The sequence below is a fragment of the Ruegeria sp. CDSC045 genome (genome assembly GCF_059610725.1).
In genome coordinates this window covers 91,098-108,292 of record NZ_JBXWOE010000009.1, presented here as the reverse complement: position 1 = coordinate 108,292, position 17,195 = coordinate 91,098, and the positions used below count along the sequence as shown (strand labels likewise).

General features: G+C 57.8%; 18 protein-coding genes. 8 read left to right on the top strand and 10 right to left on the bottom strand.

The window, feature by feature from the left end:
- Window positions 1-77: 77 nt before the first annotated feature.
- The 4 genes from AC2FH6_RS15685 to AC2FH6_RS15670 are packed head-to-tail and all read right to left on the bottom strand — an operon-like array spanning window position 78 to window position 4,246.
- Entirely contained in the window at window positions 78-1,175 is a 1,098-nt protein-coding gene (locus tag AC2FH6_RS15685) for an ABC transporter ATP-binding protein (RefSeq protein WP_496703496.1), read from the bottom strand.
- Window positions 1,176-1,179: 4 nt separating this feature from the next.
- Complete coding sequence (locus AC2FH6_RS15680; protein ID WP_271952391.1) at window positions 1,180-2,079, bottom strand: carbohydrate ABC transporter permease; 900 nt, start codon at window positions 2,077-2,079, stop codon at window positions 1,180-1,182.
- Window positions 2,072-2,944 (bottom strand): carbohydrate ABC transporter permease, encoded by an 873-nt coding sequence (locus AC2FH6_RS15675; protein ID WP_142638652.1) that lies wholly within the window; start codon window positions 2,942-2,944, stop codon window positions 2,072-2,074. Before AC2FH6_RS15675 ends, AC2FH6_RS15680 begins: the two co-directional genes overlap by 8 nt.
- Window positions 2,945-3,001: 57 nt before the next feature.
- Window positions 3,002-4,246, bottom strand: a complete 1,245-nt coding sequence (locus AC2FH6_RS15670; RefSeq protein WP_496703494.1) for an ABC transporter substrate-binding protein — start codon at window positions 4,244-4,246, stop codon at window positions 3,002-3,004.
- A 214-nt stretch (window positions 4,247-4,460) separates the two neighbouring features.
- On the opposite strand from AC2FH6_RS15670, the gene AC2FH6_RS15665 reads away from it, so the two are divergent.
- On the top strand, window positions 4,461-5,198 hold the full coding sequence (locus tag AC2FH6_RS15665) for a response regulator transcription factor (RefSeq protein WP_496692768.1): 738 nt from the start codon (window positions 4,461-4,463) through the stop codon (window positions 5,196-5,198).
- On the top strand, window positions 5,195-6,646 hold the full coding sequence (locus AC2FH6_RS15660; protein WP_496692769.1) for a sensor histidine kinase: 1,452 nt from the start codon (window positions 5,195-5,197) through the stop codon (window positions 6,644-6,646). Before AC2FH6_RS15665 ends, AC2FH6_RS15660 begins: the two co-directional genes overlap by 4 nt.
- Window positions 6,647-6,650: 4 nt before the next feature.
- On the opposite strand, the gene fliP is transcribed toward AC2FH6_RS15660, so the two are convergent.
- Genes fliP through fliF form a run of 4 tightly spaced genes read right to left on the bottom strand, consistent with a single transcriptional unit; the run spans window position 6,651 to window position 9,841 of the window.
- Window positions 6,651-7,379: a flagellar type III secretion system pore protein FliP gene (gene fliP, locus AC2FH6_RS15655; protein ID WP_496692770.1), complete on the bottom strand. Its 729-nt coding sequence runs from the start codon at window positions 7,377-7,379 to the stop codon at window positions 6,651-6,653.
- Complete coding sequence (locus AC2FH6_RS15650) at window positions 7,379-7,666, bottom strand: FliM/FliN family flagellar motor switch protein (protein ID WP_271952383.1); 288 nt, start codon at window positions 7,664-7,666, stop codon at window positions 7,379-7,381. Before AC2FH6_RS15650 ends, fliP begins: the two co-directional genes overlap by 1 nt.
- Window positions 7,659-8,255, bottom strand: a complete 597-nt coding sequence (locus AC2FH6_RS15645; RefSeq protein ID WP_496692771.1) for a FliH/SctL family protein — start codon at window positions 8,253-8,255, stop codon at window positions 7,659-7,661. Before AC2FH6_RS15645 ends, AC2FH6_RS15650 begins: the two co-directional genes overlap by 8 nt.
- Complete coding sequence (gene fliF / locus AC2FH6_RS15640) at window positions 8,255-9,841, bottom strand: flagellar basal-body MS-ring/collar protein FliF (protein WP_496703492.1); 1,587 nt, start codon at window positions 9,839-9,841, stop codon at window positions 8,255-8,257. The genes AC2FH6_RS15645 and fliF overlap by 1 nt, the downstream gene beginning before the upstream one ends.
- Before the next feature lie 119 nt (window positions 9,842-9,960).
- Between fliF and AC2FH6_RS15635 the strand changes: the two genes are divergently transcribed.
- The 5 genes from AC2FH6_RS15635 to AC2FH6_RS15615 are packed head-to-tail and all read left to right on the top strand — an operon-like array spanning window position 9,961 to window position 14,594.
- Window positions 9,961-10,458, top strand: coding sequence for a flagellar basal body-associated FliL family protein (locus tag AC2FH6_RS15635; protein ID WP_496703491.1), 498 nt, complete (start codon window positions 9,961-9,963; stop codon window positions 10,456-10,458).
- A gap of 9 nt (window positions 10,459-10,467) precedes the next feature.
- On the top strand, window positions 10,468-10,974 hold the full coding sequence (locus AC2FH6_RS15630) for a hypothetical protein (protein WP_496703489.1): 507 nt from the start codon (window positions 10,468-10,470) through the stop codon (window positions 10,972-10,974).
- Window positions 10,971-11,546 carry a MotE family protein gene (locus tag AC2FH6_RS15625; protein ID WP_496703487.1) on the top strand — a complete coding sequence of 192 codons (576 nt, stop codon included), beginning with the start codon at window positions 10,971-10,973 and terminating at the stop codon, window positions 11,544-11,546. Before AC2FH6_RS15630 ends, AC2FH6_RS15625 begins: the two co-directional genes overlap by 4 nt.
- A 46-nt stretch (window positions 11,547-11,592) precedes the next feature.
- On the top strand, window positions 11,593-12,462 hold the full coding sequence (gene motA, locus AC2FH6_RS15620; RefSeq protein ID WP_496678419.1) for a flagellar motor stator protein MotA: 870 nt from the start codon (window positions 11,593-11,595) through the stop codon (window positions 12,460-12,462).
- On the top strand, window positions 12,459-14,594 hold the full coding sequence (locus AC2FH6_RS15615; protein ID WP_496703485.1) for a hypothetical protein: 2,136 nt from the start codon (window positions 12,459-12,461) through the stop codon (window positions 14,592-14,594). The genes motA and AC2FH6_RS15615 overlap by 4 nt, the downstream gene beginning before the upstream one ends.
- 122 nt (window positions 14,595-14,716) lie before the next feature.
- On the opposite strand, the gene betB is transcribed toward AC2FH6_RS15615, so the two are convergent.
- Entirely contained in the window at window positions 14,717-16,171 is a 1,455-nt protein-coding gene (betB, locus tag AC2FH6_RS15610) for a betaine-aldehyde dehydrogenase (RefSeq protein ID WP_281995702.1), read from the bottom strand.
- Between the two features lie 166 nt (window positions 16,172-16,337).
- On the opposite strand from betB, the gene AC2FH6_RS15605 reads away from it, so the two are divergent.
- A complete protein-coding gene (locus tag AC2FH6_RS15605; RefSeq protein ID WP_142638625.1) occupies window positions 16,338-16,667 on the top strand; it encodes a hypothetical protein in 330 nt (109 codons plus the stop codon).
- A 13-nt stretch (window positions 16,668-16,680) separates the two neighbouring features.
- Here the strand turns inward: AC2FH6_RS15605 and AC2FH6_RS15600 are convergent, their stop codons facing one another.
- Complete coding sequence (locus AC2FH6_RS15600) at window positions 16,681-17,184, bottom strand: potassium channel family protein (protein ID WP_281973307.1); 504 nt, start codon at window positions 17,182-17,184, stop codon at window positions 16,681-16,683.
- Between the last annotated feature and the right edge of the window lie 11 nt (window positions 17,185-17,195).

The following is a 17,195-nucleotide window of genomic DNA, read 5'->3' as shown; positions in this document are numbered from 1 at the left end:
AATCTCGTTGGCCTGACATGGCGTCGGTACTTGGCGAAATTGCCCGAGTTTAGCAAGAACAAGTCCTGCGCAGTGCGCTAGTTCAACCGCTCGCCGGTTTCCTTGGCAAAATAGGACACTTTGCTCATGTCAAAGGCCAGGTTCAGCTCTTGCCCGGCCTGGGCGCTGGTTTCCGCGTGCAGGCGCGCAGTGACCTGTTTGCCGCCCAGTTCGGACACTACATAGGTGTCAGCTCCGGCAGGTTCGACCATGTCGACCATGCAAACCGCTTCCTGTACACCGTCTCCGGCGCGGAAACCGGCTTCGGCGATATCCTCGGGGCGCAGGCCCAGAATGACATCCTGCGGCAGTGACAGATCACGGGCATCCTTCAGGACTAGCGTTTCACCGGATGACCGCTCAATGGCGATTTCGGTGCCCGTGCCGTTCTTGGTTGCCTTTGCAGGGATCAGGTTCATCGCAGGTGAGCCCATGAAATCGGCGACGAACAGGTTGGCGGGGTTGTTATAGATCTCGGCCGGGCTGCCGATCTGTTGCACGATCCCGCCTTTCAGAACCACAATCTTGGTGGCCAGCGTCATCGCCTCGATCTGGTCGTGGGTCACATAAACGATAGAGGCATCCAGAGTCTGGTGCAGCTTCTTGATTTCTGTCCGCATCTCGACCCGCAGCTTGGCGTCGAGGTTCGAGAGCGGCTCGTCAAACAGGAACAGTTTGGGGTCGCGCACCAGCGCCCGACCCATCGCCACCCGCTGACGCTGACCACCGGACAGCTGGCTGGGGCGACGGTTCAGCAAGGGTTCAATCTGCAGCAGGGACGCGACCTCTTTCAGCTTGGCGTCCTGCGTGGGCTGATCAACCCCGCGCACCTTCATGCCAAAGGTGATGTTCTTGGCCACCGACATGGTCGGGTACAGAGCATAGGACTGGAACACCATGGCAATGTCGCGATCCTTGGGGCTGACATGGGTCATGTCCTTGCCGCCAATGGCCAGCGTGCCGCCGGTGATCGGTTCAAGCCCGGCAATACAGTTCAGCAAGGTGGATTTGCCACAACCCGAGGGGCCAACCAGCACCAGAAAGTCGCCCGGTTCGATCGAGATATTGATATCTTTCAGGATCTCGGTTGCGCCGTAATTCTTGTACAGCTTGTTGATATCAAGGATGGGAGCCATCATTCTATCCCTTCACAGAGCCAGCGGTCAGGCCGCGGATGAAATACTTACCGGCAACGACATAGACGAGCAGCGTCGGCAGACCCGCGATGATCGCGGCGGCCATGTCGACATTGTATTCTTTGACACCGGTGGTGGAGTTTACGATGTTGTTAAGCGCCACGGTCACAGGCTGTGTGCCCGCCTGGCTGAACGACACGCCGAACAAGAAATCATTCCAGATCTGCGTGAATTGCCAGATCACGGTTACCACGATGATCGGCAGTGACAGTGGCAGGAAGATCGACCAGAAAATCCGCAGGAACCCGGCCCCATCGACGCGGGCGGCCTTGGTTAGCTCGGCCGGGATAGAGACATAATAGTTGCGGAAAAACAGCGTGGTGAAGCCAAGACCATAGATTACGTGGACAAAGATCAGGCCCGGAATGGTTCCGGCAATACCCATCATGCCCAGAAGGCGCGCCATCGGCAGCAGGACGACCTGAAACGGAATGAAGCAACCAAACAGCATCAGCGAGAAGATGATGTTAGCCCCTTTGAACCGCCACTGCGCGACAACGTAACCATTCAGAGCGCCCAGCAGGGTCGAGATAGCCACCGCAGGCACCGCAATCAGGACCGAGTTCCAGAAGTAAGGCCGCAGACCTTCGCATTGGATACCCGTGCAGGCGCCCGACCAAGCGGTTTTCCAGGCCTCGAAACTCACCTCACGCGGTAACGATATCAGACTACCGGTACGGATTTCCTCAAGACTTTTGAGCGATGTCGTCAACATCACAAATAATGGCATCAGGTAATACAGCGCGAACAGGCACAGCACCACGTAAAGCAGCCAGCGCAGGGCGATTTTGCTCATGTTACTTTGGCTGCGGGTTTGGGTGTGGGGCATCGACAGATCAGTCATTTTTAGCCCTCAATTCTGAGTAGAGATAGGGAACCACGATGGCAAAGACGACCAGCATCATGATCATTGCAGAAGACGCCGCCTGACCGATATCGCCGCGCGAAAAGGCCATCGCATACATGTAGGTGGCGGGCAGATCGGTCGCATAGCCCGGACCGCCTCCGGTCAGGGCGATGACAAGGTCAAAGCTCTTGATTGCCAGATGCGCCAACACGATGAAAGCGGACAGGAAAATCGGGGCCATCGACGGGATGATGATCGCGGTATAGATACGCCATGTTGGAATACCATCGACCTGTGCGGCCTTGATGATCTCGCCATCGACCGAGCGCAGACCGGCCAGAAACAGCGCCATCACAAAGCCCGAGCTTTGCCAGAGTGCGGCAATGACGATGGTGTAGATCGCGTAATCGGGATTCACAAGCCAATCGAATTCGAAGTTGGGAAAGCCCCAACCCTGCACCATGGACTCAATCCCCAGACCGGGGTTCAGGATCCACTTCCACGCCGTGCCCGTGACGATCATCGACAGCGCCATGGGGTAGAGATAGATTGTTCGGATCGCTCCTTCGACGCGGATTTTCTGATCCAGCAGGATGGCCAGCAGCAGGCCCAGCAGCATCGCGATCACGATGAACAGAGTACCAAAGATATACAGGTTGCCAATCGCCGTATCCCAGCGAGGAGAGTCGAACAGGCGCTCATATTGGATGAAGCCATGGATCTCGTATTTCGGCAGCAGTTTTGAGCGTGTAAGCGACACCCATGCGGTCCATCCGATAAATCCGTAGACAAAGATCAATACGGCGATGAACGACGGTGCCAGCACCACCTTGGGCAGGTGGTTTTCCAGCCATTCGGACATGTTTTCCTCCGGGGAAAGATGCTCTGCCCCACACCTTGGGGGGCAGAGCGTTTTGGATCAGTAGCTGTTGGCCACCGCGTCCGCCAGTTGCTGAACCGCGTCAGCCGAGGACATATCCGAGTTGAAATGCGCGGTCACAACATCTGTGATCGCACCAGCCTGCGACCCGCGCAGCGCCATGCCATGGGCATAAGACGGCAGCAGTGAACCACCTGCCGAGGTCGAGCCCATGTCTTCGGCCGAGATTTGCGCGCAGATGTCAAAGGCATCCAGCGACACATCGGTCCGGGCCGGGATCGAACCCTTGTTCAGGTTGAACACTTCCTGAAAGTTCGGTGCAACAATCAGCTTGGCCAGCAATTCCTGACCGGCGCGATTGTCGTCGCCCTCAACCTCGAACATGGCAAAGCTGTCGACATTGTACAGATATCCATCGCCGGGGGTCGAGGCGCACAGGAAATCCTCACCAGGCTTTTTGCCCGCTGCCAGGAATTCGCCCTTGGCCCAGTCACCCATGATCTGAAAGGCCGCTTCGCCGTTCATCACCATCGCGGTGGCCAGGTTCCAGTCACGGCCCGAGAAGTTCTCGTCCACATAGCCACGCAGGGTGCGCATCTGGTCAAAGACCTGGATCATCGTGTCCGAGGTCAGTGCTTCGGGGTCCAGATCGACCAGGGCTTTCTGATAGAACTCGGGTCCGCCAAGACCCAGTGCAACGGCTTCGAAAACCGTGGCGTCCTGCCAGGCCTGACCGCCATGGGCCAGTGGGATCACACCGGCGGCCTGCAGTTTCTCGGCAGCGGCGTTGAACTCATCCCATGTGGTGGGCATTTCGATGCCATTCGCAGCCAGCACATCGGCATTGGCCCAGATCCAGTCGATGCGGTGAACGTTCACAGGCGCCGCGCACCAAGTGCCTTCGCACATCATGTGACCAGCGATCGACGCGGGCAGAACGTCGGCCCAGCCTTCGGCGGCGGCCACGTTCGAGATATCGGCCAGAACGCCCTCTTCATACCATTCCTGAATCGCCGGGCCTTTCAGCTGAACCGCTGTCGGCGCGTTGCCTGCCAGAACCCGCGCCCGCAGCGCCGTCATGGCTGCATCACCGCCGCCGCCTGCGACAGGCATATCGGTCCATGTGCCCCCGTTCGAGGCAAACTCTTCCTGAAGCACGGCCACCGATTTGGCCTCGCCACCGGATGTCCACCAATGCAAGACCTCCGCCTGTGGTTCGGCCACCACAGATGATCCGGCCGCGACGGCCAATGCGGACACAGTCGCAAAAGAAAATCGTTTCATGTTTTCTCCTCCCTGAGAATTCGGTGCCAGTCAAATTGGCAATGCCGCAATACTGTGCCCCTATCTGAGTCTGACAACGCTTAATCCGGGCCAATACCCGGGAAAGGCGCAAATTTTCACCGCTTTTGTTACAGCGTGTTACGTTAGCATTGAATCTGTTTCCGTTCGTTACAATGGACGAAGTTTGGGGCCAGAGAACAGGAGGAAGAACACTGTGAGCATTCCGCGGCTGTTGGTGGTGGATGACGACCCTGAAATGCGGTCGATGATGACCCAGTTCCTGCAACAGAATGGCTTCATTGCGCTGCCCGCCAGTTCCGAAAGCGAAATCCGCGCCCATCTCAAGTCGGGTCGGATCGACCTGATTCTATTGGATGTGATGCTGGGGGATGAAAACGGCGTTGATATCTGTGCCCGCCTGCGGGCCGAACAGGACGTGCCGATCATTCTGGTCTCGGCCTTGTCCGCCGATCATCAACGCATGGCCGGGTATGAGGTAGGCGCCGACGATTACATCGCCAAACCTTTTAATCCGCAACTGATGCTGGCTCGCGTTCGCGCCGTCATGCAACGGGCGCGTCGTACACCTTCGCTTGCCTATCGCCGCCGCACCCGCACCTTTAGGTTTGACGGCTGGCTCTATGACGGCAAACGGGACGAAGTGCATTCGCCGGACGGATATCTGGTATCCCTGTCCCAGCGAGAAACAGCAATGCTCAAGGTTTTTCTGGCCAACCCGCATATTCCCCTGACCCGGGATGAAATCGCCGCGGCCCTGGATGTAACAGGCGCTACTGACAAGAGCGAAGGCCAGGGACGCGCCATCGACATGCTGGTCGGGAGGCTGCGATCCAAGATCGAGGCCAACCCCAAAGACCCGCAAATGCTAAAGACCGAACGCGGTGTGGGCTATATCTTTGCCGCAGAGGTGTCTGTGGACGAAACCGCATGACCGTCCGCGCCACGCGCCTGCGCAGCCTAGGCTGGATCTGGACCTGCGCCGCTTTTACCTCGGGGTTGCTGGCCGCAGGCCTTTGGTTCGCCTCGGCCCGCGCATGGCAGGAATTCCAGACACGCGCCTATGTTGCCGGGTTCGCGGTCTATGAGGATTTGCGCATCGGTAAATCCCCACCGCCGGGCATCACCATTACTCCATTGCCACCCAAATCCGCCAGCCTGGCGGACGCCGGGCAGTTCGAACAACTCCCCGGGTTTTCGGATCGCAGCTTTGTCACCAACCTGTCGATCCTGACCGACAGCTCGGCACCGGTTTCGGGCCGAGAGTTGACGCTGGCTGTGATGTCAGACCGGCTGGTTTACCCGGTGTCCGACATCCTCTCCGGCATCGACCAGACCGGCCCAGAGAAAATGGGCAACCTGACCCGGCTTTTGGCGACCTATTGCAGCGAACCGATACTGATCGCCCGCTATGGGCGCGGCGCATGGCAACAGGTGGACGGGACAGATATCTGGGGATGCCGTGCAGCCCCAACCGACTTGCGTCTGCCCACGATTCTGGTCGCCATTGTCGCGCTGGCGGTGATCCTTACCTCGGTCGGCAATGTATCGGACAGTTTCACCCGCTTCTCTACTGCCTTGCGCGACCGCAAAAGACGGGGCGGGCCGAACAGCTATGAGGCCGATGGCCCGGCCGAGTTGCGCGACATCGTCTCGGCCGTGAACGAGCATCTGGACGCCGAGCGCATGCAGCTGGAAAAGCGCGCCACTGTCTTGTCGGGTGTCAGCCACGATCTGGGCACCCCGGCCACCCGCGTCCGGTTGCGTGCCGCTTTGATCCCGGATGTAGAGCTGCGCGAAAAGCTTGAGGCCGATGTCGATCAGATGACCGGCATGATCGAAAGCGTTCTGACCTACACAAGGTCCGAGCTGAGCATCGAAGAACCGCGCCAGATTTCACTGACATCGCTGGTCGAAGCCTTGGTGGCGGATTATCAGGATATGGATCTGCCGGTGACCCTGAAAAAGCTGACCCCGGTGGCGGTTCAGGGGGGCACCTCCGTTTTCATGTCGCGCCGAGGGCATGGATCCCTGCCCGAGACTCGGAGAATGCTGGTCGTCGGCAGGCCAATTTCGCTGAAGCGCGCCCTGACCAACCTGATCGACAATGCGCTGAAATATGGTCGCCATGCCGAGGTTCAGCTGGAAACCGATGCCAAAATAGCAACCATCACCGTCGAGGACAAAGGGGCCGATCTGTCCGTCTCGGATATCGAAGCCCTGATGGCCCCGTTCCGGCGCGGGTCAAACACCGGGTCTTCGGATGGGTTTGGTCTGGGTCTGACAATCGCGGCGACAATCGCGGAACAGCATGGCGGCACCCTCAGCTTCGAAGCCGGAGAGCAAGGCCTGCGCGCACGTCTGCAGATCACCAGGCAGTGACGATTCATGTCATATAGCTACGCACCAGCGCGCTTGCGATCAGCGACCAGCCGTCGGCAATGACAAAGAAGGCTAGTTTGAACGGCAGCGACACTGTTGCAGGCGGAACCATCATCATCCCCATCGACATCAGCACAGCGGCCACCACAAGATCAATGATCAGAAACGGCAGGAAGATCAGAAACCCGATCTGAAAGGCCCGCGCTATCTCAGAGAGCATGAAAGACGGCATCAAGATCGACAAGGGTGCCTCGGCCGACAAGGAAACCGTATCACCCCCGGGTCGCAATGCTGCCATGGCGTGGAAAGTATCCGGATCAACTCGCCCTGCCATAAAGGCACGAAACGGCTGCAACGCGCGCTCCAACGCTGGTTCGACCTCCATCGTTTCTTCGACCATGGGGCGAATACCTGTGGTCCAGGCCTCCGAAAAGACCGGCTCCATGATGAAATAGGTCAGAAACAGTGCGAGGCTGACGATCAGCATGTTGGGGGGGGATTGCTGCAATCCGATCCCTTGCCGCAAGATGGCCAGAACGGTGATCAGGAACGGGAAACAGGTGATCATGATCGCCAGCCCAGGCGCGAGGCTGAGCACGGTAATAAGCAAAATCAACTGAATGGTGCGCGCGGAAATCGACCCGCCTTCGCCCAGTGACAGCGACACCTCTTGCGCGGCGGCCAGAGACGGCGTCAGCGTCAGCAGCACCGCCACCCAAAACAGGAAACGCATTACCCGATCCCGTTCTGCAGATCCGCGATTTCGGTTAGGCGCACGGCCAGTTGCCCGGCTTGATCACCCTCCATCTCTTCCAGCAGACCGCGCGCCACCAGTTGATCGCCAACATATAGGTCCACAGGATCTTCGATCCGTTTGTCCAGGGTGAGAACAGCGTTTTCCCCCATATTCAGCAGATCTCGGATTAGCGGGCGCGCCCGACCGACTGACACGGTTACCTCGATCGGAACGGAATCAAACGGGCTGGCTTTTTCGGGTTTGGGGGATTGCGGGTCACTCATTGTTCAATGCCTCTTTTGCCTCATACACGTAAGCGTCAAATGCTGAACGGATTGTCTCTAGCAAGGCGCTGCTATCCACCTCTCGCTGCGAGGTACCAACCTGCAGACGCGCCTGACCAGGCACCAGAGACGGGTCCTCGACAACCCGTGTCGGGGTGGCCAATTCAGGGGGCAACAGCCCCTCGACCGCATCCGCGAAACCCGAAGGCACAAAGACCTGCATCGGCTGACCAATCTGTTCCCGGGCCATTTCGGTAAGCTGTTCGACCAGCCGCGGGGCCTGCCCCCGATCCAGGGTGTCCGGCAACACCAGATTGACCAGGCTTTGGAACATGGGCTCCAACGACAGTGTCATCCGGCTCGTCGCCTCGTGATAAGTAAAGGACATATCCTCAAGCGCGCGGGCGAGGTTGTCTGATACCTGTCCACGACCCTGTTCTTGGGCCTGAAGGGCATCGTCCCATCCGGCGCGATAGCCGTGTTCGAAGGCTCCAAGCCGCTGTTCTTCCAGCGCCTCTTCGTCCAGTAAATGAACTTTGCCGCCGCCTGCCTGTACGGTGAAATCCTCAAGAAGATGGGCTATCGACATCACGCACGCTCCTCGCTTTCTTCAAGCCAACTGCGCAGGATTTCCACGGTCTCCTCCTGCTTGTCGCCGATCATGGCCCGCAGCCGATCAACCGGATCAGCGCCCGGATTTGCCGCCAGCGCGGGTACATCCCCCGGGGTATGTCCCGGAATAGCGGCGAATTGCCCGTCCTCTTCGGTCGCGATCTCACCGGTCAGAACCGCCTCGGGCTCTGGCGGCGATCCTGCTGGCAAAAGGGCGGGGGCAAGGGCCGGTTTCATCAGGATCGGACGGATCACGAACAATCCCAGCACCAGCATCACAATCGCCAGAACCGCCATTTGAACCAGCGACATGGCGTCGAAATGAATCTGCTGCCAGATCGAAGCGGAAACCACAGTTCCACCAGGCTCTACTGCGGGCAGATCCAGCGATTTCAGGGTGATGACATCACCTCGTTCTGCATCGAACCCAACGGCCGAGGCCACAAGCTCACCCAATGCATCAAGCTCGGTCTGGGGCAAGGGCGTAAAGCTTTCGGCACCCGAGGCATCAACCGTCCGCGTTCCATTCACCAGAACTGCAACGGTCAGGCGCTTGATCGCACCGGGTGCGGTATGAACCTCTAGCTCCGTCTCGGACACCTCATAATTGACCCGTTCCCGTGTCTGTGTGGCATTCGAATTGGATGCATCCCCACCTGCGCCGTCGCCATCGGGCAGGTTCGACGCCACCGTGACATCGGACGATTGGTTCCGGGCGCTGTCAGACCGTTCCTCGACATCGGTGCTAATGGCCACGCGCCCCTTAGGATCAAAGCGCCTTTCACGGATGGATTCGGTTTTAGTGACCGTATCAACACTGACCTCAACGACTGCATTTCCGGCCCCCACTCGGGCCTCAATCAGACGCAGGACCCGTTCGCGCAGCTGGCGCGACTTGTCATCCGCAGTATCTGCCGCAACCGCAGTCTCTTTTGCGCCAATCACCGCCCCATTGGAATCAATCACCGCGACATTCTCGGGCGCGAGGCCACTGACGGCGGAGGAAACCAGAAACCTGATCGCCTTGGCCTGATCCGAAGTGATATCCGCACCCGAGTACACCAGATAGACCGAAGCCGTCGGCGCGACGCTGCGCTGAAACGGATTCGTCGACCCGTTGGCAATATGCACGCGCGCCTGACTTATGTGAGGGCTGCCGACAATCGTGCGCGCAAGCTCACCTTCTTTCGCACGCCAATAGGCCGCATCGAACATTTGCGAGGTGGTGCCAAAGCCGCTGAGTGAATCCAAAAGCTCATACCCGCGGTTTCCGTTCGCAGGCAGGCCTTCGCTGGCCAGAGTCATGCGCAATTCGTCCCGCTGCGAGCCGGGCACGTAAATCGAACCGCCTCGAATCTCATACTGTACGCCGCGCTGATCCAGTGATCGAACGATATCCCCCGCCGCGCCGCTTTCCAGCCCGGCATAGAGTAGGGTCATCGACGGCGCCGTCGCCAACCGCGACATCGCTAGGACCCCCAAAAACACCAGCACGACTGCACCGGCGACAATGATTTGCTTTCGCCTGTCCAAACTTGCCCAGACAGTTCCGATCTGCTGCACGCTCACCTCCGACTCGCCGACATTCTGCCCGGCGCATCCCCTGTTTGGACGATTGCCCTTAACAATCGGTTAGTCCCTGCCGGGTTATGACATCCCCAGACTGAATGAATGAGGACGTCATGACTGACGCGACTGCAGAACAGGCAGAAGCCCCAGAAAAATCGGGGAAAAAGGGACTGATCATAGGGGTGATTCTGGCCGTTGCCGGGGCTGCGGGCGGGTATTTCCTGACCACTTCTGGACTCCTGCCATTTGGCGGCCAACCAGCCGCGGAAGACGCCAAGGAAAAAGACAAAGGGACCGAGGTTAAAGCCCTGCCTGAGGTTGGTTTTATCGACCTGCCGGCGGTGATCGTCTCGGTCAATGCTGGCGATTCGCGGCACCTGAAATTCCGCGCCCAGCTTGAGGTGAACAGCAGCTACGCCTCGGATGTCGAGAAGATGAAGCCTCGTATCATGGATGTTCTGAACGGGTACCTGCGGGCGGTCGAAGTGTCGGATCTGGAGGATTCGCTCGCACTGATGCGTATCCGTGGTCACCTTTTGCGTCGCATTGAAATCGTCGTCGGGGAAGGGCGCGTGCGCGATGTCCTCGTGATGGAATTCGTATTGAATTAGGAGGCCGAGATGGAGCTGATTGCAGATATTTTGCTGGTCGCAGGTGCGCTGGGTGCGGGTCTTTACTGTTTCGTGCTGTCCCGTCGGCTAAAGCGATTCACGGATCTGGAACAGGGCGTCGGTGGCGCGGTCGCGGTCCTGTCATCCCAGGCAGATGAACTGAAGAAATCGCTTGATTCGGCGCGGACTGCCTCGGACCAATCGGGCCTTGCGCTTGAGGCGCTGACCCAAAGGGCGGAATCGGTTGCTCAGCGGCTCGAACTGATGATGGCTTCGATGCATGATGTCATTCCGGCCGAAGAACCCGCCAATGACATCAAGGTTGAAGATCCCAAGCCGCAAGAACCCAAGGCCGAGGAACCAACGACGGATCCTGTGCCTGAAGAGGTTCCAATCGAGGCGGTGGAAAAGCCAGAGGCTCCTGCTGCGCCCAAATTTGAGGACACTCAGGAAAAGCGCCCGGGCGGGCTGATGTTTTTCCGCCACGACCGCAATAGCGGAGAGGCCGCGACATGAGCGGACACGTTGTAGAGAAACGACCAAGAAGCGGTGTGCTGACAGTGATCTCACTGTTGATGCTTGGATCAGCCGCGATTCGGTTGGGGTTTGAGGCTGCACCAGCCCTGGCAAAAGGGGCCGAACAGGCAGAATCAAAACCGAAAGAGACCCCAGCAGAGCTGCCCGGAGCCCGAATATTGCTGACCGAATTGCTGCGGCGCGAAGAAGCGTTGAAAAAACGCGAAGTCACAGCCATTGATCGGGAAAAGGCGCTGGCCATTGCCGATGAGGCCATCGAGACCCGCCTGGCCGCCCTGCAGCAGGCAGAAGAGGCGCTGCGTGAGACGCTGGCCATTGCAGAAAAAGCGGCTGAGACAGACCTGACGCGCCTGACGGATGTCTATCAGAACATGAAGCCGAAAGACGCGGCCGCCCTGTTTGAAACGATGGACCCGACCTTTGCCGCCGGATTCCTGTCACGGATGCCGCCCGATGCCGCAGCCGGTGTTTTGGCAGGCCTGAACCCCGAGGCTGCCTATACAATCAGCGTGATTATGGCCGGGCGAAACGCTTCGGCTCCGCAGGAGTAACCCCCATGATTTTCAACCCTGCATCGGAATTCGCCGGAGACCTCTTATGATCGGAATTGTCGGAATTGTTGTTATTTTCGTCATGGTGTTCGGCGGCTATTTGGCGGCTGGCGGGAAAATGACCATCATCATGAAATCCCTGCCGTTCGAAATGATGATGATTGGTGGCGCTGCGGTCGGCGCATTTATGATCAGCAATGACCTAAGCGCCGTGAAGCACACGATCAAGGATATGGCAAAAGTATTCAAAGGGCCGAAATGGAAACCGGATGACTACCGTGACCTGCTGTGCCTGTTGTTTTCGCTGATCCGTATCGCCAAGGCCAACCCGGTCGAGGTTGAACAGCATATCGAAGACCCCGAAAACTCGCCTCTGTTTTCGACTTATCCGAAAATTCAGGCCGACAAAGAAGCCGTCGATTTGATCTGCGACACGATGCGGGCTGCCTCTTTGAATTATGACGATCCCCACCAGGTCGAAGAGGTGCTGGAAAAGCGGATGGAGGCGAATTTTCACCACGCCATGCACTCTAGCCACGCGCTACAGACTGTTGCTGACGGCCTGCCCGCACTTGGAATTGTTGCGGCAGTTCTGGGCGTTATCAAAACGATGGGCTCGATCGATCAACCCCCAGAAGTGTTGGGAAAGCTGATCGGTGGCGCTCTGGTCGGGACGTTCCTGGGGGTCTTTCTGGCTTATGGGTTGGTCGGCCCATTTGCAGGAAAACTCAAATCCGTGGTGGAGGAAGACAATCATTTCTATCAGTTGATCAAAGAGGTTCTGGTTGCCAACCTGCACAACCACAACCCTGCCATGTGCATCGAAGTCGGACGGCAGAACACTCCCACCCATAACAGGCCGGGTTTCTCAGAACTTGAAGAGGCCTTGAAAGAGCTAAAGCAGGCAGCGGCATGATCCGATACGCCCTAATGGTTTCAGCGGCGCTTACGGCCGCTGGACAGGCTGGCGCGCGCGACATTTCTGTGCGATCGGGCGAGCATGACGGATATACGCGTCTTGTTGTGCAGGTGCCCCCGGGAACGGAATGGGGTCTGAAGCAAACGAAGAATGGCGCAAGACTCGACATAGCGCTTTTTGATGCCGAATTTCAGACCGGGGCAGTGTTTCAGCGGCTGTCGCAGAACCGTCTGTCTGCGATCTCACAGACCAACCCGGGTGATGCGTTAGAGATGGAATTCGGCTGCGACTGCTTTGCCACCGCATTTCTGCATCAAAACACGATGATCGTTGTGGATATTGCGCCGGGGGCAGCCCTTCCACCGATCAGCAGCGACATTCCACCCCCAACGCTGCCCAAAACGGCAGTGGTAAACGCCCCGCTGCCCGGGCCACAGGCGCTTGATCCTCTGGTATTGCCGCTTTTGAATCTCAATGCGCAGGTAATTGAGGACCAGCTATCGACGCGATTGTTGCAGGGCGCTGACCGAGATCTGGTTGATCTTGAACTGTCCCAGATCGGCCCACGAGATTCGAACGGCAATCAATCACTGAACATGCCGCCACGCATGGACCTGAACATCGCGGTCACTTCGGTACTGGATGATCTGGATGGCTTGCTGGGACCATCCATTCCACAACTGGAGAAGAAACCGGCCTGCATTTCCAGCGCCGAGCTAGGCTTTGACAGCTGGTCCGATGGGCGCCTGTTCCCCGAACAGGTGGCAGAGCTGCGCACTGGCCTGTTTCAGGAGTTTGATCGCGTTGACAAAGGACGGGCCATGAAGCTTGCCAAGCTCTATGCGTATTTCGGCTTCGGTGCCGAGGCGGTTCGCAGCCTTGGCTGGATTGGTGAAGAGACGCCGGAAACGAACCGGATTTCTGCGATTGCCGCTGTTCTGGACAACCGGCCACTGAAAGGGTCAAATCCATTCCGCGACCTACAGCGTTGCGAAAGTGACGCCGCAATCTGGGCCGCTCTGACCGAGGGTAAGCTCGCCGAAGATGCCCAGATAAGGGTTATGGAACAATCGTTTGCGCGACTACCGGATCATCTGCGCCGGCAAGTCGGACCTATGCTGTCCGACATTTTCGTTGCAGCCCAAAAACTTGAAGCCGCGCGGCGCGTCTTGCGGGCTGTTAATCGCATCGAAACCAAACCCAGCCCCGGCGCGATTCAGGCCAAGGCCGGTGTTGCAAAGGCCGAAGGCGATCAGGAGAAATCCGAAACCTTGCTGAAAGACGTGGTGGGCAGCTCGGAAGCAGGGCTCGAAGCGCCTCTGGCGCTGGCGCGACTGATTGAACAGCGGTGGGCGGAACGCGGGTCAGCCTCCGCCCGGGAGCTCGAACTTGCCGCATCTTACACGGTCGAATTGCGCCGATCTGAGATCGGCCCACTTATGCAACGGACATATGCGCTGGCGCTGAGTTTGGGCCAAGAGTTCGACCAGTCTTTTGATCTGTTAGAAGATATTCCGAATTCAGCTGAAACGCTGGACCGGGCCGTTCAAGTACTGACTGCGCGCGCCGACGACGATACTTTTTTGCGGCGCATCTTCAACCTGCCCGAACCGATGGCACAATCGCTGAAAACCGAAACCGCAATCTCCATTGCCGAAAGGTTGGCATCGCTGGGGTTTGCCCGTCCAACGCTATTTTGGTCCAACCGACCTCAGGACACTATCAGGCGAAAGGACCGAGCCCTTTTGCGCGCGCAGGCGGCATTGTTGTCCGGCCAGCCACACAAAGCCTTGCTGGAGTTAGGGGATGACCCCTCGGACAAGGCCATGTCACTGCGGGCGCAGGCCGATCTGGATATAGGTGAGTTTGAAAATGCAGGGCGGGTATTGTTGCAGTTTGACAGGGTGAACGAAGCAGAAAGATTGTTCTGGCTTTCTGATATGGAAGACGTCCCGCAGCCTGAGGTCGACCAAAAATTCGGACAGGTCAGGCGGGCGACTCTGGCATTGGCAGAACCTGTAACCAGGATTGAAGAACGACCATTGGCGGATGCAACTGCCCTGCTTGAAAACACGGCCAACGCCCGAGAGAACATCGCTCAGCTTCTCGCACTTGTGAGGGCGGACTGAAACGTCTGGGAAAAACTCAGGGTGGCCACTTAGTCAGGGCTGATCTCCTGACGAACCGCGGCATCCAATGCCCTGTTCCCGAGGGAAAACCCCATGAACAGAGCCTGAATTGGTGGATTTAGTCAGTAAGGCGCCTCGACGTCATTCATCGAGACATAGACCGTTTTCATCTCGCTGAAATGATTGATTGCCAATTTCGAGTTTTCCCGCCCGACCCCAGACATTTTTGACCCGCCAAACGGGGCTTCAACCGGTGCGAGGTTGTAGGTGTTGATATAGCAGGTGCCCGCCTCGAACGCGGCCACGATACGATGGGCTCGGGTCAGATCTTTGGTGAACACACCGGCTGCCAGACCGAATTCGGTGTTATTGGCGCGGGCCATCACCTCTTCCTCGGTTTCGAAATCCAACACTGACATAACCGGGCCGAAGATTTCCTCGCGCGCGATGGCCATGTCATCGGTCACATCGGCAAAGACGGCGGGCTGAATGTAGAACCCGTCGCCTTCGATACGCGCACCGCCATAGACCAAACGCGCACCTTCTGCCTTGCCTTTTTCAACATAACCCAGAGCGATATTCATCTGGTTTTCGCTAACCATCGGACCGAAATTAACCTCTTCATCCATCGGGTCGCCGATTTTCACATTCGCCAGACGCTGGGACAGGCGATCGAGGAAGGCTTCTTTGATGCCTTTGTGTACAAAAACGCGGGTGCCGTTGGAACAGACCTGACCCGAGGAGTAGAAATTCCCCAAAATGGCGCCAGACACGGCGTTTTCGATATCTGCATCGTCGAACACGATCATGGGGGACTTGCCGCCCAGTTCCATCGTGACATGCTTCATGCCATCGGCTGCTGCGGCATAAACCTTGCGCCCTGTCGGTACCGATCCGGTCAGCGAGACCTTGGCAACACGGGGGTCCGTCACAAGTGATGCGCCCACATCGCCATAACCCTGAATTACGTTATAGACACCCTTTGGTGCCCCGGCCTCGACCAGGATTTCGGCCACTTGCAGAGCAGACAAGGGCGTGGTCTCGGAAGGCTTGAATACCATCGTGTTGCCGCAGGCCAAAGCCGGCGCGCCTTTCCAGCAGGCAATCTGGGTTGGATAGTTCCACGCGCCGATTCCGACGCAAACCCCAAGCGCCTCACGGATCGTATAGACGAAATCCCCACCACCCAGCGGGATATGCTCGCCGGTCAGCGAGGCCGCCAAACCTCCGAAATACTCCAACGCATCAGCCCCGCTAGTAGCGTCGGCAACCAAAGTTTCCTGCAGCGGTTTTCCAGTATCGTGGGTTTCGATGATCGACAGATCACGATTGCGTTCGCGCATTATGTCCGCGGCGCGGCGCAGAACACGGCCCCTTTCGGTCCCAGACATCGCGGCCCAGTCTGCCTGTGCCGATTTTGCACTGTTTAGAGCCTGATCTATGATCTGCGGAGTAGCAGAATGCAGCCGTGCGATCACTTCCCCTGTTGCGGGGTAGATCACGTCTATGGGTGCTCCGGTCGTGTCGTCGACATATTCACCGTTGATGAAATGGCTCGCCTTGGGCTGAAATCTCATTGTGGGGATTCCCTGATCAGAAGCTGTTTCCTCCGCGTTTATATTTTATTGACTCAGCAGTCAATAAAACTGATTCAGAGCGATTTCCTGCCAATTCCAACAGGCCACGGCTTGAAATTTTCGGTTAATGTTCTATTTATGTTCTACATAGTCAGAGGATCAACCGATGGCCCATTCATTGCGAAACACCGCCCCGCACGGCCCGACAAACGACTATCACCTGCTGCCCGCCACCGATCGGCAGATACGCTATGCCCGCGCCATCGCGGAGCAAACTGCTCTTGAGATTCCGGTCGAGGCGCAGCGCGACCGTCAGTCCATGTCTGCCTGGATTTCCAAACACAAACCTGATGATCCCTCGCCATTTGCAAATTACCCGACCGGCAAGCAGGTTACCTTTGCCGAACGTATCTCGCGCAGCAAACGCCGCCCAATCCCGTCGGAGTGCTTTCGCGACAAACAGATGATGTCGCGTTGGATAGATCAAAACAAATAGACGAAATCAGAGCCTAATCCGGACTATGATTGCGGGCATACAACGCCACCGCCGCCGCGACGAACAGGCCCAGTAGGATATAGCCGGTCACCGCCTCGGCCACGGCCAGGGCGCGGCACAGCCCGGTTGGGGACATATCGCCGTACCCAACGGTGGTGAATGTAACATAAGAAAAATACAGGATATCAGCGGGCCCTTGCGCCCCGATGACGCAGTTATCCTGGTACCCGAATGCGCCATAGGCAGCGGCGAACAGGAACGGAACGACCTGAATAAAGGACACACCCATCAAAAACAGAATGCGGCGCGGTGATTTCACCTGAGTCATATAGAACCAGGATTGAGACACCATCCACACAACCAGCCCCACAGAGGCGATCGTACCGATCGTGTCACCTGCGGTGCCCTCGCTCAGACGGGACAGACCGAACCATGCGAGGAAACTGGCAACCACCATTGCGGCTGCCGCCAGCAGCGTAGATTTCCATTCTTCCAAAGTCGTGGGTTTTCGGGACATGGAACCTCCAA

What these genes read in the sequence shown, in the direction of transcription:
- AC2FH6_RS15685 (WP_496703496.1), bottom strand. Translation starts at nt 1,175, where the DNA reads ATGGCTCCCATCCTTGATATCAACAAGCTGTACAAGAATTACGGCGCA.
- AC2FH6_RS15680 (WP_271952391.1), bottom strand. Translation starts at nt 2,079, where the DNA reads ATGACTGATCTGTCGATGCCCCACACCCAAACCCGCAGCCAAAGTAAC.
- AC2FH6_RS15675 (WP_142638652.1), bottom strand. Translation starts at nt 2,944, where the DNA reads ATGTCCGAATGGCTGGAAAACCACCTGCCCAAGGTGGTGCTGGCACCG.
- AC2FH6_RS15670 (WP_496703494.1), bottom strand. Translation starts at nt 4,246, where the DNA reads ATGAAACGATTTTCTTTTGCGACTGTGTCCGCATTGGCCGTCGCGGCC.
- AC2FH6_RS15660 (WP_496692769.1), top strand. Translation starts at nt 5,195, where the DNA reads ATGACCGTCCGCGCCACGCGCCTGCGCAGCCTAGGCTGGATCTGGACC.
- fliP (WP_496692770.1), bottom strand. Translation starts at nt 7,379, where the DNA reads ATGCGTTTCCTGTTTTGGGTGGCGGTGCTGCTGACGCTGACGCCGTCT.
- AC2FH6_RS15650 (WP_271952383.1), bottom strand. Translation starts at nt 7,666, where the DNA reads ATGAGTGACCCGCAATCCCCCAAACCCGAAAAAGCCAGCCCGTTTGAT.
- AC2FH6_RS15645 (WP_496692771.1), bottom strand. Translation starts at nt 8,255, where the DNA reads ATGTCGATAGCCCATCTTCTTGAGGATTTCACCGTACAGGCAGGCGGC.
- AC2FH6_RS15635 (WP_496703491.1), top strand. Translation starts at nt 9,961, where the DNA reads ATGACTGACGCGACTGCAGAACAGGCAGAAGCCCCAGAAAAATCGGGG.
- AC2FH6_RS15630 (WP_496703489.1), top strand. Translation starts at nt 10,468, where the DNA reads ATGGAGCTGATTGCAGATATTTTGCTGGTCGCAGGTGCGCTGGGTGCG.
- AC2FH6_RS15625 (WP_496703487.1), top strand. Translation starts at nt 10,971, where the DNA reads ATGAGCGGACACGTTGTAGAGAAACGACCAAGAAGCGGTGTGCTGACA.
- motA (WP_496678419.1), top strand. Translation starts at nt 11,593, where the DNA reads ATGATCGGAATTGTCGGAATTGTTGTTATTTTCGTCATGGTGTTCGGC.
- AC2FH6_RS15615 (WP_496703485.1), top strand. Translation starts at nt 12,459, where the DNA reads ATGATCCGATACGCCCTAATGGTTTCAGCGGCGCTTACGGCCGCTGGA.
- betB (WP_281995702.1), bottom strand. Translation starts at nt 16,171, where the DNA reads ATGAGATTTCAGCCCAAGGCGAGCCATTTCATCAACGGTGAATATGTC.
- AC2FH6_RS15605 (WP_142638625.1), top strand. Translation starts at nt 16,338, where the DNA reads ATGGCCCATTCATTGCGAAACACCGCCCCGCACGGCCCGACAAACGAC.
- AC2FH6_RS15600 (WP_281973307.1), bottom strand. Translation starts at nt 17,184, where the DNA reads ATGTCCCGAAAACCCACGACTTTGGAAGAATGGAAATCTACGCTGCTG.